This window comes from Ruegeria sp. BJ5, assembly GCF_056537865.1.
The window spans coordinates 136,379-149,452 of the sequence record NZ_JBQFSH010000004.1 but is presented as its reverse complement, the minus strand read 5'-3'; the positions used below and the strand labels follow the sequence as shown (position 1 = coordinate 149,452).

Sequence of the window (13,074 nt, the reverse complement as noted above, 5' to 3'; positions counted from 1 at the left end):
TCCGAACCCGTCAGGTGACGTGGTTCGAGCGGTTGTAGACGTTGAACTTGCCGGTCGGCGCATAGAGCCCGTCGATGCGGCCGATCTCTTCCAGCGTCTTGGCGTCGAAGATCACGATCTGACCGTTGGGCTCCTTGGAGTCCGACAGGTTCCACTTGGAGACCCAGACCTCGGTGCCGTCGGCATTGAATTCAAAGTGAACGGCGGCACTGCCTTCGTCTTCGGTGATCTGGATGGTTTTCACGATCTCGCCGGTCTCTTTCGAGATGACCTGCACCGACTGCTGGATTTCCGGCTCGGGGTGTTTGGTCTGGTCAGCCCAGATGTAGTCCGAGTTCGGGTGGGTGCGGACAAACAGGCCGGGGCCGTCCGTCTCCACTTCGTAGCAGACCTTCCAAGCCTGATCCGGGTGGCCTTCGGGGTCGTTGCCCCAAACGGTCACGGTACCCACACCCAGGTGGGTCGTACCGGCGACGGGTCCACAGTTCGGATCGACCCAGTTTGCGCCCGGTCCGGGGTGCGGCAAGGCAGCGGTGTCGATCATCGCTTCCAGCTTGTGGGTTTCGGTATCGACGACCACCATTTTGTTCGACGCGTTCGCGGCGATCTGGAAATAGCGGCCTGTCGGGTCAAAGAACCCGTCATGCAGGAACTTGGCGCTGTCGATCTTATCGATGCGCAGGTTGTCGAGGTCTGTGTAATCGACCTGCCACAACTGGCCCAGTTCTTTCACGGCGACGATCCAAGTGGGTTCGTTCGGTGTCGTGTAGATCGCGGCCACGCGGCTCTCTTCGACATAGTCGCCGTCCACGTTCACGCCGCGGGTCGAAACGACCTTGAGCGGTTCCATGGTTTTGGCGTCAACGATCGCGAAGTGCGGCGGCCAGTAACCACCACCGATGACGTATTTGCCATCGCCGGAAACTGCGACGTCGCGGGCGTCATAGGCGATCTTGACCTCCGAGACCAACATCTTGTCCGGCGTCTGCCAGAGGTCGATTTTGGTCATCTTGCCGTCGCGACCCATGGTGTACCAGAAACGGCCCGGGTGTTCCGGTTCGGTCAGGCTGTGGTGTTCGGACGCTTTCAGAACGTGCACGGCATAGCCGGTGGGGATGTGGGTCAGCACCTCTTTGGTGTCGCCGTCGATTACGGCAACCTTGCCCACGTCACGTTCGATGACGACGAAGAAGTTCTCCCAGTTGCGACCGTGCAGCGGCTCGGTCGGATAGTCTGCCTCTTCGACATAGACCTTGCGGGTCGCCTTCATCTGTTCCAGCGACATTTCCGGCGGCTTGGGCGCGTCCATCATGATGTAGGTCGCCATGTCGCGGATCTGCTCCTCGGTCATGATGTCCGAGAAGTTGTTCATACCGCCTTCGGTGCCCCACGCGATGATCTTTTCAAGGCGCTCCTGGCCCAGTTGCAGGGTGCCGCCTTCGGTCACGGTGCCGTCGGCTGCGGTTTTCTTCCAGTGTGGCTCGAGGTTCTTGCCGGTGGCGCCCTTGCGCAGCACGCCGTGGCAACCGGCACATTGTTCGAAGTAGAGCTGTTTCGAAGCCTCGAAGGCCTCGTCGCTCAGGGTTGGCTCTTCGGCGAATGTCGGAGCAGCGACGCTGCCCAACAACATGGCCAGACCGACCCTGAAGGCGCGGCCGGTGGTGTAATGGCTGATTCCAAGTGACATGATCACTCTCCGTTTGCTGGTGAGGCAGGCCGGACACTGCGCCGGGACGGGCGTCTTCTCCTTGACGAAAGTCAACGGAGGGGGCGTTCAGGGGGAAATGGGGCCGAAAAAAGCCATGAAAATAAGTGCTTTTTGGGGTCATGTTTTCGCCGACGCTTGATTTTGGTTAAGGGGCGCGGGCCCGGCGGTTGCTAGTGCTTGGCAAACGAACAGCTTGGCCAAGGAGAGCAGGCATGCCAACGGCAATCACGCGCGTTATGGGTGAGGGGTTCCGGGTCTTTTTTCTGTTTGCAGGTCTATACGGCGTGTTTGCCGGTCTGGCCTGGGGAGGGTGGTTGGCAACGCTGGCCGGGCTCGAGCTGTGGACCGAGGCGCCCTATGCCATGAGCCCGCCGATGTGGCACGCGCACGAGATGATTTTCGGCTATGCCAGTGCCGCACTGGGCGGGTTCTTTCTGACCGCCGTTCCCAACTGGACCGGCGCCCCCGAGGCGCGGCGCTTGTTTATTGCCGCTGCAGCGGCGCTGTGGTTGGCCGGGCGCGTGGCACTGTGGTTTTCAGGTGTGATCGACCCGGTGATTGTCGCGGTGCTCGACCTCGCCTTCGTGCCGGTTCTTGCGGCCAAGATCGCCACCCAGCTGATCCGGCGACCAAAACCGCAGAACATGATCTTTCTTCTGTTGCTGGCCTACATCTGGGTCTCAAACCTGCTGACCCATCTGGACTGGATCGGTGTGACGGTCGGAACCTTGGATGTCGGCCTCCGCACAGGACTGCTGGCCTTGTGTTCCATGATCGCCATTTTGGGAGGTCGGATCACTCCGGCCTTTACGCGCAATGCAATGAAGCGCGCAGGCGTGCCCGAAGCTGACTGGCCTGTCATTCGCGATTGGATGGAAAAAAGCAACATGGTGCTGGCCCTGCTGCTGCCCGCTGTGATGCTGATCTTCGGGGCCGGGCACGCGGTCGCGATTTTGGCGCTGGTCCTCGGAGCGATACAGGGCTTGCGCCTGTCAGGTTGGCGGGGGGCTTGGGCTGTCCGGCAGCCGATTCTGTTTGCGCTGCATCTGGCCTTGGGGATGCTGGGCCTTGGACTGGTTCTGTGGGGAATGGGCTTGTTGGGCCTCGGCAGTGAACTTGGTGCGCTGCATGTGTTGGGCATCGGCTGCGTCGGTGGCATGACGCTGGCGGTCATGAGCCGCGCGGCGCTTGGCCATAGCGGACGGGCGCTGGTCGCCCCCGCGCCGGTGGTCGTCGCCTACGGAGCGATGGCTCTGGCTGCGATTCTGCGCTGGATTGGGTCCGGGTTGGACGCGCAATTCTTGACTGCCATGCTGGTTGCCGACGGGCTGTGGATCAGCGCGATGGCGCTGTATGTGGTGGCGATGTGGCCGGCCTTGGTGGGTCCGCGTGCGGTACCGTCCTGAGCGGCTCAGGCCCGGTCGATCAATGGTCGCGCGTTTTTGACATGCCGATGGATCATGTGCCGCGCACGCTTGCCGGTTTCGGGAATGGGCCGAGCGGCGATCGGGACATGATCCGGGTCGTCAAGTTCGGGGAATATCTCGAAGATCTCGTCTCGGGCATCGCAGCCAATGCTTTTGAGAGCCTCGGGCCCGGTGTACAGGCTTTCCGACGGAGCCCCCTCGGCGGTCACGATTTCATGGCGGTCGAACAGAATGTGGTAGTACGTCACGCTGCTGGCAGTTTCATCGACATGAACGCCGGGAACGCCGACCAGCTTATGGGCGGGGATCAGCACTTCTTGGGCGTCGAACATGCGCACGGCAATCGCCGAGCGGACCAGCATCCGGTGCTGCGGAGAGACCCGCAGATCGCGCCGCGGTAGACCCGCCCCCAGCGCACCCGCAGACACGCAGACCGGCCGCAGCCGTGGCTTGGCTCGCAGCTCGGCCGACGTCAAGGTGCGCGAGCCGATCCAGCGAATCGGTTGCGGGCCGTGATCGAGCGTCAGAACCAGGTCGTCTTCCGCCAGATCTTCTATCGCCTTGGCGCCGGTGGGCGTATCGATCAGCGTACCGGCGGTAAAGCAGGGCACGTCGACGATCGCTGTAGGATCGGTGGTGTCCGGCGCGTTCGACGGGGTCACATTCGAACGAATGAAGGAATAGGCGGTACCGGGTACCAAAGGTTCGGACGTGATGTATCCTACAAGACTTCCTTCAACCTCGACCCGAAAAACATCGATCGTACCGCCGCCCGGTTTGGTCAGGGCGTAGGATTCTTCCAGATAGATAGCGCCGGAATCAAAGGTGGTTGATCCGTCAAGACTGGTGACAACGCCTGTCTGTGTCAGGTCATCGCCGACTTCGTTGTTGAAACGGTCGCCGTTAAAATCAGTTCCATTGTCCGGGTCCCCGTTCACGAGCGTTCCACCGGCCGCATCGGTTACGTCAAATACCCGGCGATCGGTGTTCGGATCGTAGCCTGAACTCAGAGTGATGGTCCCGGAGTTAAACCCGGTAAAACTAAGTGAAATCACCCCCGGCGCGTAGCCGATATAGGAATAGTTCGCCATCTTTTACTCGTTCACTCACTCATTCAAAGACACTGGAACCGCACAACACAGACCCGGCAACTCCATCTGACTTGGCACCCTGATAGACGCGGTTCAAGGCGATTTCGGGGCATTTCACGCTTATTTTAAGGGAATGTAGCCTATTGGCCGCGTGCCAGGGCAGAGTCTTGACTTTCGTTAAGGCGGCAAACCGCCCATCCCGCCATTGTCCCACTACCAGCAAAGCGGCGCAAAGGAGAGCGCAATGCGAGAAGTCATGACCAAGAGCATGGCCCGCAACATATTCTATGGCGGGTCACTGTTCTTCATCTTAATCTTTCTGGCCCTGTCGGCCCACTCACACCTCTACATCGTCAATTCGCCGAACTCGGCGAAGCTGGATGAAAGCGTGATCCGGGGCAAGCATGTCTGGGAAAAACACGCCTGCATCAACTGCCACTCGATCATGGGTGAGGGTGCCTATTTCGCCCCCGAGGTCGCCAACGTGATGACCCGTTGGGGCGTTCTGGACGACCCGGAATCGGCCTTTGAATCCCTCAAGGGCTGGATGGAGGCGCAACCCACCGGCATTCCCGGTCGCCGGCAGATGCCCCAATTCAACCTCAGCGACGAAGAGATCCGTGATCTGGCCAACTTCCTGATCTGGACGGACAATATCGACGCTCAGGACTGGCCCCCGAATGACGCGGGCTGAGAAGGGAACGGAGCAATGAAATACGAATCCCAAAAAGTGGCCTATGCCTATTTCGCATTCGCAATGGCCCTGTTCGCGATCCAGGTGATCGGCGGTCTGCTGGCCGGCTGGATCTATGTAGCCCCCAACTTTCTGAGCGAGCTTCTGCCGTTCAACATCGTGCGGATGCTGCACACCAACGCGCTGATCGTATGGCTGATCACCGGCTTTTTCGGCGCGACCTATTTCCTGATCCCCGAAGAGGCCGAGCGCGAGATCCACTCGACCAAGCTGGCCTATATCCAGCTGGCGATCCTGATTCTGGGCACGCTGGGTGTGGTGCTGACCTATGTCTTCAACCTGTTCGAAGGCAACTGGCTGCTGGGCAAAGAGGGGCGCGAGTTCCTTGAGCAACCCAAATGGGTCAAGGCCGGCATCGTCGTGGCGGCGCTGATCTTCCTCTACAACGTGTCGTTGACCGTTCTTAAGGGCAAGAAGACCGCCATCACAAACATCCTGCTGCTGGGCCTGTGGGGTCTGGCTCTGCTGTTCCTGTTCGCCTTCTACAACCCGGGCAACCTGTCGCTGGACAAGCAGTACTGGTGGTATGTCGTCCACCTGTGGGTCGAAGGCGTGTGGGAGCTGATCATGGCCTCGATCCTGGCCTACCTGATGCTCAAGCTGACCGGTGTTGACCGCGAAGTGGTCGAGAAATGGCTTTATGTCATCGTCGCCGCCGCGCTGTTCTCGGGCATTCTGGGTACCGGGCACCACTATTACTGGATCGGTACGCCGGGCTACTGGCAGTGGATCGGGTCGATCTTCTCGAGCCTCGAGGTAATCCCGTTCTTCGCGATGATGGCCTTTGCCTTCGTCATGGTCTGGAAAGGCCGTCGGGACCATCCCAACAAGGCCGCACTGCTGTGGTCGCTGGGCTGTGCCACGCTGGCCTTTTTCGGCGCCGGTGTCTGGGGCTTCCTGCACACGTTGCACGGGGTGAACTATTACACCCACGGCACGCAGATCACCGCGGCTCACGGGCACCTGGCCTTCTACGGCGCCTATGTCTGCCTCAACCTGGCGATCTTCACCTATGCGATGCCGATCCTGAAAAACCGGGATCCGTACAACCAGGTGCTGAACATGGCCTCGTTCTGGCTGATGACCAGCGGCATGGTCTTCATGACCTTCGTGCTGACCTTCGCCGGTACCGTCCAGACGCACATGCAGCGCGTGGTGGGTGACTACTACATGGATGTGCAGGATCAGATCGCGATCTTCTACTGGATGCGCTTCGGCTCCGGTCTGGTCGCGGTCATCGGTGCGCTGCTGTTCATCTACTCGATCTGGGTTCCGCGCAAAGAGATCGTCGAACCAGGACCGGTCGAACGCGAGCGTCTGGAAAGCGATCCTGACCATGTGGCAGCGGAGTCATGAACATGGATGGATCGATGCAACTGGGAAAGGGGGCGGCAGACGCCCCCTTCTACCTGCCCCAAGGCGATGAATGCGACGTGTTCGCCGCCGCCTATACCAACAAGCTGCCGGTCCTGCTGAAAGGGCCGACAGGTTGCGGCAAGACCCGCTTCGTGGCCCATATGGCCGCCAGCCTTGGCCGGCCGCTCTATACCGTGGCCTGCCACGACGACCTGGCCGCCGCCGACCTGATCGGGCGTTACCTGCTGAAGGGCGGCGAGACGGTCTGGGTCGATGGTCCCTTGACCCGCGCGGTGCGGGAAGGCGCGATCTGTTACCTTGACGAGGTGGTCGAGGCGCGCAAGGACGTGACCGTGGTGTTGCACCCGCTGACCGACGATCGTCGCATCCTGCCGATCGACCGCACCGGAGAAGAGCTTGAGGCCGCGCCCGGCTTCATGCTGGTGGCGTCCTACAACCCCGGCTATCAGAACATTCTGAAAACCCTCAAACCCTCGACCCGGCAGCGGTTCATCTCGCTGGAATTCGACTTTCCCTCGCCTCAGATGGAGGCCGAGGTGGTCGCGCAGGAAAGCGGACTGCCGCTGGAACGCTGTAAGCCGCTGGTGCGGCTGGCGGGAAAACTGCGCGGGCTCAAGGGTCAGGACCTCGAGGAAGGCGTATCCACCCGCCTGGTCGTCTATGCCGCGACGCTGATCGCGCAGGGCATGTCCACCGACCGCGCCATCCTTGCCGCCATGATCGAACCTCTGACCGATGATGAGGATATCAAACGCGGGCTCCTCGATCTTGTCACCGCCGTCTTTGGGTGAGGCCGGCGATGGTCAGGATCGACTTTGAGCCATGGGAACCCGAAGAAACGATCGGGAAACTGTGGCACACCCTTGCCAGCCGCCTTGATGCACCAGAGGTGCACGAAGGAGCCGCGGTCGACCTGTCGCAGGTCGCGGGGCGGCTGGCCGTTCTTTTCCGGGGGCTGGGCGGCAGTCCGGGCGTCGAGCTGCGTCCGGTTTCGCCTGAGCTCTCGCGCCACCGGCTGAGCTGGCGGCGCAAGCTGGCCACCGAGGCCGAGCTGATCCCGCGCGCCAGTTTCGACGGCGAGGTCCTGCGCCTGCCCGATCGGCTGGCCGTATTTCCCGCGCGCGAAGCCAATGGCGCGCTTTATGTCTGGCTGGCGGCGGTGGCCGCCCATGCCGGAACCCGCATCGACGAGGACGATCCCCTGCGCGCCGATCTGCGCGCCCTGCAGGCGGCCGGCGCGATGGTCGCCGCAACGCTCGAAGACGCGCCGGGCCTGCGCCCGCTTTACGCCGAGCTGTGCAAGGGCTTGCTGTATCAGCGCGACCTGCCCGGCCTGCCCCCGGCCGAGGCCGCCGTCGAAGACCTGATCCGCCGGATGCTGGGCGACCCAGCGCCCCTGTCCGCCCGCGCCCAGGCCTACGACGCCCTGGGCGATGACGTGGCCGCCCCGCGCGGGTACCAGCCGTTCCGCCCGGTGCCCCTGTGGCCCGAGCTGCGCGCGGTCGCCTTTTCCGAACACACCGAGGTCGAAAGCCGCGACACCGACGGCCCACCCGAGGAATCGGGCGAAAAGACCCACCGCGCCCGTCGCCGCAAATCCGACCAGGCCGAGCGGCAGGACAGCCTGATCCTGCACAAGTTCGAGGCGATCCTCAGCTGGGCCGAGTTCCTCAACCTCAACCGCCGGGTCGACGATGACGATCCCGACAACGCCAAGAAGGCCGCCGACGACCAGGATGAGATCGGGTTGGGCCAGATCTCGAAGGCCCCGCCGACCCGGCTGAAACTGCATCTGGATCTCGCGCCCGAGGACGTGAACCGCGAGCGCCTGTCTGGGCGTGTGCTGTACCCGGAATGGGATGTGCGCACGGGGCAGTATCTGCCCGATCACGTCAACGTTCTGACCTCGGAAGCCGAGATCCGCGAGGATGCCGCCGAGTTCGGCAAGGACCCGGCCACCGCTCGCCGGATCCGCGCCGTCAAGCGCCAGTTCGAGGCGCTGCGTCCGGGCCGGGTGATGACCCGCGGCCATCTGGACGGCGACCAGCTGGATATCGAGGCCGCCGTGCGCAGCGCCGTGGACCGCCACGCCAATGGCGAGGGCAACGAGCGCGTCTGGATGCAATCCCGCCCCGAGGCGCGCGACCTGGCGGTGTCGATCCTGCTGGATGTCAGCCGCTCGACCGAAAGCGCGGTCGCGGGGCGTGCGGTGATTGACATCGAACGCGAGGCGCTGGCGGCGCTGGCCTGGGGTCTGAACGCCTGCGGCGACGATTTCGCCATCCACGCCTTCAGTTCACTGAAACGCCAGCGGGTCTATGTGCAGCGCTGCAAAAAGTTTAATGAGCCCATGACCGCCACCGTGGAACAGCGTATCGCGTCGCTGCGGCCGGGCCATTACACGCGGCTGGGGGCGGCGATCCGTCATGTCTCGGCCGATCTGGCGGCGCAGGCGCGCAAGCGCCGGCTGCTGCTGGTGATCACCGATGGCAAGCCCAATGATCTGGACCACTACGAGGGCCGCCACGGCATCGAAGACACCTGCATGGCCGTGCGCGAGGCGCGCCGGGCGGGGCAGTCGGTCTTTGGCGTCACCATCGACAAGACCGGCAAAAGCTGGTTCCCGCGCATGTTCGGGCAGGGCGGGTTCGCGGTGATCCCCGACCCCAACCGCCTGACCATGGCGCTGCCGCAGATCTATCGCCAACTGGTCGGCGCATGAGCGATGCGTCCCTGATCGACGAGCTGCCCGGCGAATTGCTGATGTGGGTTCTGATCGTTTCGGAACTGTTGGTGTTCGGGGCCGGGCTGACCGCCTTCATGGGCGTCCGCCTGACCGACCCGGCAGGCTTTGCCGAGGCGCAAGCCCATCTCTACCGCACCGGGGCCGCGCTCAATACGGGGGTTCTGGTCACCTCGGGCTTTCTGGTGGCGCGGGCCCTGCGCTGGCGACAGGCGGCACGCCGCGGCGCCGCAAGGCTGGCCCTGATCGGCGCGGCCCTGCTGGGTGTGGTATTCCTGATCATCAAGGGCGCGGAATATGGCGGCAAGGCCGCGCAGGGCATCAGCTACGAGACCCACCCGTTTTTCCTGTTCTACTACCTTCTCACCGGGTTTCACGCCGCGCATGTGCTGGCCGGGGTCGCCATTCTGCTGCTGGTCGCCTGGCGCGACGATCCCCGCAATATCGAGGCCGGCGGCCAGTTCTGGCACATGGTCGATCTGGTCTGGATCCTGCTGTTTCCGGTGATCTACCTGCTGGGGTGACGCGATGCCGAGTTTTTCCTTTGTCCGAGACACCCATGCGGATCGCCTGACCCGCGCCTGGGCCGGCCTGATCGCGCTCAGCCTGGTCTCGGCCCTGCTGACCCTCGTGCCCGTTGGGCCCCGGCTGGTCGGGGGCGGCATCCTGCTGCTGGCCTTGTTCAAGGCCCGCATCATCCTGGCGCGGTATCTCGACCTTGAATGCAGCCCGGCCTGGCTGCGGGGCTTCACGCTGGTGCTGAGCACCTTTGCGGCACTGATCTTCGCGCTCTATCTGGTCTGAGGCAAAAAGAACCGCCGCGCACAGGGGCACGGCGGCTTGCCAGTTCAGGGACAGAAATCTATTGCGCGGCCATCGGCATCCGGGCGATCTGGCACCGCTGCCACAGCGCCGAGAGCGCGCCGACCAGATGGTCGATATCGGCATCGGTATGCACGGGCGAGGGCGTGATGCGCAGCCGCTCGGTGCCCTTGGGGACGGTGGGATAGTTGATTGGCTGGATGTAGATGCCGAACTCTTCCAACAGCGTGTCCGAGATGAACTTGCACTTGACCGGGTCGCCCACCATCACCGGGATGATGTGGCTGGGGTTGGGCAGATGCGGGATGCCCTCGGCGTCGAGCCGGGCGCGAACCTGGGCCACGCGTTCCTTCTGCAGGTCGCGTTCCGCATTTGATTGTTTCAGATGCCGGATCGAGGCCGCAGCCCCGGCGGCGATCGCCGGCGGCAGGGCGGTGGTGAAGATGAAGCCGCTGGCAAAGCTGCGGACGAAATCGCACAGCGCGGCCGAAGCGGCGATATAGCCGCCCACAACACCGAACGCCTTGCCCAGCGTGCCCTCGATCACGGTCAGGCGGTCCATCAGACCCTCGCGTTCGGCGATGCCGCCGCCGCGCGGGCCGTAGAGGCCGACGGCATGGACCTCGTCCAGATAGGTCATGGCGCCGAATTCATCGGCCAGGTCGCAGATTTCCTTAATCGGCGCGATGTCGCCATCCATCGAATAGACCGATTCAAAGGCGATCATCTTGGGCGCCTCGGGGTCGGCGGCGGCCAGCTTGGCGCGCAGGTCGTCCAGATCGTTGTGCTTCCAGATCACCTTCTGCGCCCGCGAATGGCGGATGCCCTCGATCATCGAGGCATGGTTCAGCGCGTCCGAGAACACGATCAGGCCGGGGATCTTCGCCGCCAGCGTCCCCAGCGCGGCCCAGTTCGAGACGTAGCCGGAGGTGAACAGCAGCGCCGCCTCTTTCCCGTGCAGGTCGGCCAGTTCCTGCTCCAGCAGGACGTGGTCATGAGTGGTGCCGGAAATGTTGCGGGTACCGCCCGCACCGGCGCCGCAACGGTCCAGCGCGTCATGCATCGCCGCCAGCACCGAGGGGTGCTGGCCCATGCCCAGATAGTCGTTCGAACACCAGATGCGGACGTCCCGTGCCGCCGCGCCATCAGTCTGGCGGGCATTGGGAAAGGCGCCGCATTTGCGCTGCAGGTCGATGAAGACACGATAGTTGCCCTCGGCCTTCAGGTCGCTGAGGCTCTGGCTGAAGAAACGCTCGTAATCCATGTCTCGATCTCCCCGGAAAACTGGCTGCTGGACCGAAAACTAGGGGTGCGCGCGCGTCGGGAACATGACAATAGTCAAGCGACGCCGGGAAAAGGGTGGTGCGCGGCGCGCGGGTTTGGCATAGGCTGGCGCAGGGATGAATGGGCCGGTTATTCGGCCGGACAAGAGGGGATGCCTTCGTGGCGCATGAAGCACAAAAAGCCATTGCGCGGCAGTCGCTGCTGCTCAAAAGCCTGCCGGATCAGCATGTCGAAACCCTGCTGAGCCATGCGATCTGGCGCCAGTATGACCGTGGCGAGACGATCTTTGTGCAGGAAGAAAGCGCCCAGGCTGTGCATGTCGTCCTGGCCGGATGGGTCAAGCTGTTCCGCATGTCGCCCACAGGGGCCGAGGCCGTGGTCAGCGTTTTCACCCGCGGCGAAAGTTTCGGCGAGGCGGTGGCGCTGCGCAACGTGCCCTATCCGGTTTCGGCCGAGGCGGTCTCGGCCTGCGAGATCATGCACATTCCCAGCCCGGTGCTGATTTCCTTGATGAAGACCGATCCCGAGATCGGGATCTCGATCCTGGCTTCGACCTTCACACATTTGCATTCGCTGGTGTCCCAGCTGGAACAGCTCAAGGCCCAGACCGGGGCGCAGCGGGTGGCCGAGTTCCTGCTGAACCTGTGTGACTGCGACGAAGGCGCCTGCGAAGTCGAGCTGCCCTATGACAAGATGCTGATCGCCGGGCGTCTGGGCATGAAGCCCGAAAGCCTGAGCCGTGCGTTTTCGCGGCTCAAGGCGGTGGGGGTGAAGATCAACCGCAACCATGCCGAAATCTCGGACATTCCGCAGCTGCGCGACTATGCCGACAGCGATCCGGCCGACAACTGGGGGCGCTGAACGCGCCCGTTCAAACCCGCAACCCGTCCTCTCCGAACGTCAGTGCATTGGCCGGATCATAGTCGATGCCGACCTGCGTCCCCGGGGACACCAGATGCTGACCAAAGGCCCGAACGGTAAAAGGCTTGTCGGTGCCGATATCGACCAACACGTTGGTATCTGCGCCAAGGTTTTCCACGTGAACGACTGTGCCCGACAGCGGACCCGACTGCCCAAGGCGAGCGTATTCAGGGCGAATGCCGATAAGTTGCCGGCCAGACCCACCGATCCGATCGGCGGGCACGAAATTCATCGCCGGAGACCCAATAAACTCGGCCACGAACCGGTTGGCGGGGTTGTTGTAGAGCTCCATAGGGCTGCCGATCTGTTCGACCCGGCCGTCCCGCAACACAACGATCTTGTCCGCCAAAGTCATCGCCTCGGTCTGGTCGTGGGTCACGTAGATCATGCTGGCGTCGATCTGGCGGTGCAGGTTTGCAATTTCGACCCGGGTGTTCAGGCGCAACGCGGCATCCAGATTGGACAACGGCTCGTCAAAAAGGAAAAGCTTCGGGTTCCGTACGATCGCGCGGCCGATCGCGACGCGCTGGCGCTGACCGCCGGACAACTCGGCCGGGCGACGTTCAAGATACGGATCCAGCGACAACATGCGGCTGGCTTCGGTGATGCGGCGCGCGATTTCGTTCTTGGGATGCCCGGCCTGTTTCAAGCCCAGTTCCATGTTCCCCCGAACAGTCAGATGCGGATACAGCGCATAAGACTGGAACACCATTGCGATGCCGCGCTTGGCAGGTGGGACCTCGTTGACGGTCTGGCCATCGATTTCCACCGTTCCCGAGGTCGCCTCTTCAAGCCCCGCGATTACGCGCAGCAGGGTGGACTTGCCGCAACCCGAGGGGCCAACAAAGACCACGAATTCGTTTTCCTCGACGGTCAGGTCGATGTTCTTCAGCACGTTTACCTGTCCGAAGGACTTGCACACATTGGTCAGTTTCAGGGCGGTCACG

General features: G+C 62.9%; 12 protein-coding genes. 8 read left to right on the top strand and 4 right to left on the bottom strand.

Annotated elements, in window-relative coordinates; translation table 11 throughout:
- Nucleotides 1-10: 10 nt before the first annotated feature.
- Nucleotides 11-1,687, bottom strand: a complete 1,677-nt coding sequence (locus ACR0NY_RS14360) for a cytochrome D1 domain-containing protein (RefSeq protein ID WP_093963191.1) — start codon at nt 1,685-1,687, stop codon at nt 11-13.
- A 233-nt stretch (nt 1,688-1,920) separates the two neighbouring features.
- Between ACR0NY_RS14360 and ACR0NY_RS14355 the strand changes: the two genes are divergently transcribed.
- Entirely contained in the window at nt 1,921-3,114 is a 1,194-nt protein-coding gene (locus ACR0NY_RS14355) for an NnrS family protein (RefSeq protein ID WP_170369458.1), read from the top strand.
- Nucleotides 3,115-3,119: 5 nt separating this feature from the next.
- Here the strand turns inward: ACR0NY_RS14355 and ACR0NY_RS14350 are convergent, their stop codons facing one another.
- The gene (locus tag ACR0NY_RS14350; RefSeq protein WP_170369456.1) at nt 3,120-4,226 is read right to left on the bottom strand and encodes a Hint domain-containing protein; all 1,107 of its coding nucleotides are present in this window, start codon (nt 4,224-4,226) and stop codon (nt 3,120-3,122) included.
- A 244-nt stretch (nt 4,227-4,470) separates the two neighbouring features.
- Between ACR0NY_RS14350 and ACR0NY_RS14345 the strand changes: the two genes are divergently transcribed.
- The 6 genes from ACR0NY_RS14345 to ACR0NY_RS14320 are packed head-to-tail and all read left to right on the top strand — an operon-like array spanning nt 4,471 to nt 9,904.
- Nucleotides 4,471-4,920 (top strand): c-type cytochrome, encoded by a 450-nt coding sequence (locus ACR0NY_RS14345; RefSeq protein ID WP_093963737.1) that lies wholly within the window; start codon nt 4,471-4,473, stop codon nt 4,918-4,920.
- Nucleotides 4,921-4,935: 15 nt separating this feature from the next.
- Nucleotides 4,936-6,336: a cbb3-type cytochrome c oxidase subunit I gene (locus tag ACR0NY_RS14340; RefSeq protein ID WP_170369454.1), complete on the top strand. Its 1,401-nt coding sequence runs from the start codon at nt 4,936-4,938 to the stop codon at nt 6,334-6,336.
- On the top strand, nt 6,333-7,148 hold the full coding sequence (locus tag ACR0NY_RS14335) for a CbbQ/NirQ/NorQ/GpvN family protein (RefSeq protein WP_093963187.1): 816 nt from the start codon (nt 6,333-6,335) through the stop codon (nt 7,146-7,148). Before ACR0NY_RS14340 ends, ACR0NY_RS14335 begins: the two co-directional genes overlap by 4 nt.
- A gap of 8 nt (nt 7,149-7,156) precedes the next feature.
- A complete protein-coding gene (locus ACR0NY_RS14330; RefSeq protein ID WP_170369452.1) occupies nt 7,157-9,079 on the top strand; it encodes a nitric oxide reductase activation protein NorD in 1,923 nt (640 codons plus the stop codon).
- Nucleotides 9,076-9,624 carry a cytochrome c oxidase subunit 3 gene (locus ACR0NY_RS14325; protein ID WP_170341781.1) on the top strand — a complete coding sequence of 183 codons (549 nt, stop codon included), beginning with the start codon at nt 9,076-9,078 and terminating at the stop codon, nt 9,622-9,624. Before ACR0NY_RS14330 ends, ACR0NY_RS14325 begins: the two co-directional genes overlap by 4 nt.
- A 4-nt stretch (nt 9,625-9,628) precedes the next feature.
- Nucleotides 9,629-9,904 carry a cytochrome C oxidase subunit IV family protein gene (locus ACR0NY_RS14320; RefSeq protein WP_170341783.1) on the top strand — a complete coding sequence of 92 codons (276 nt, stop codon included), beginning with the start codon at nt 9,629-9,631 and terminating at the stop codon, nt 9,902-9,904.
- A gap of 58 nt (nt 9,905-9,962) precedes the next feature.
- Here the strand turns inward: ACR0NY_RS14320 and hemA are convergent, their stop codons facing one another.
- Entirely contained in the window at nt 9,963-11,186 is a 1,224-nt protein-coding gene (gene hemA / locus ACR0NY_RS14315) for a 5-aminolevulinate synthase (RefSeq protein ID WP_170341785.1), read from the bottom strand.
- 179 nt (nt 11,187-11,365) lie between these two features.
- Between hemA and ACR0NY_RS14310 the strand changes: the two genes are divergently transcribed.
- Nucleotides 11,366-12,067 (top strand): Crp/Fnr family transcriptional regulator, encoded by a 702-nt coding sequence (locus tag ACR0NY_RS14310; RefSeq protein ID WP_093963736.1) that lies wholly within the window; start codon nt 11,366-11,368, stop codon nt 12,065-12,067.
- 10 nt (nt 12,068-12,077) lie between these two features.
- Here ACR0NY_RS14310 and ACR0NY_RS14305 read toward each other — a convergent pair whose 3' ends face one another.
- On the bottom strand, nt 12,078-13,073 hold the full coding sequence (locus ACR0NY_RS14305; protein ID WP_170341787.1) for an ABC transporter ATP-binding protein: 996 nt from the start codon (nt 13,071-13,073) through the stop codon (nt 12,078-12,080).
- Nucleotide 13,074: the final 1 nt, after the last annotated feature.